This window comes from Oleiphilus sp. HI0043, assembly GCF_001634935.1.
Genome location: NZ_LWEY01000962.1, coordinates 1 through 457, shown reverse-complemented (window position 1 = coordinate 457; position 457 = coordinate 1). Strand labels below are relative to the sequence as shown.

General features: G+C 45.1%; 1 protein-coding gene. It reads left to right on the top strand.

Annotated elements, in window-relative coordinates; translation table 11 throughout:
- Window positions 1-457: hypothetical protein (locus tag A3729_RS32810; protein ID WP_197475779.1), on the top strand; the 457-nt coding region annotated here is incomplete at both ends.

Sequence of the window (457 nt, the reverse complement as noted above, 5' to 3'; positions counted from 1 at the left end):
TCTGCGATCAATGAATGGTTGCAGTTGGGTATCCTAGATTTGCTGATATCTATTGCGGGTGGTTTTGCGGTGATCTCTGCTTTGATAGGTTTGTACTTCATGCACTGTATCTATCGAATTAAAGCTCGCCCGTTCTGGAATCATTGGCAGGTATTGACCAGCTTCTTTGGCAGTATGTTTAGTGTCGGCGGAATTGTTTTTGCCGTGTTTGCTTGTATTGCTTATTCGCTTCAAGATTTAAGCTTTGCACCACTTCTGAGTGTCTTGTCTGGTCTGGTCTTTATTGGCTTGCTGGTTGAGTCAATAGGTCTTGTTGCTCATGCTCGTTACCTGAATACTGAACAGGGAGAGGGCGCAGCAGCGCACTACATTCAGTGGACGACGTTTGGCAATACTTACTTGGCGAGAAACGTCAGCTTAGTGCTTGGCTTGCTTATCTCTGCAGTCTTCTTTATCT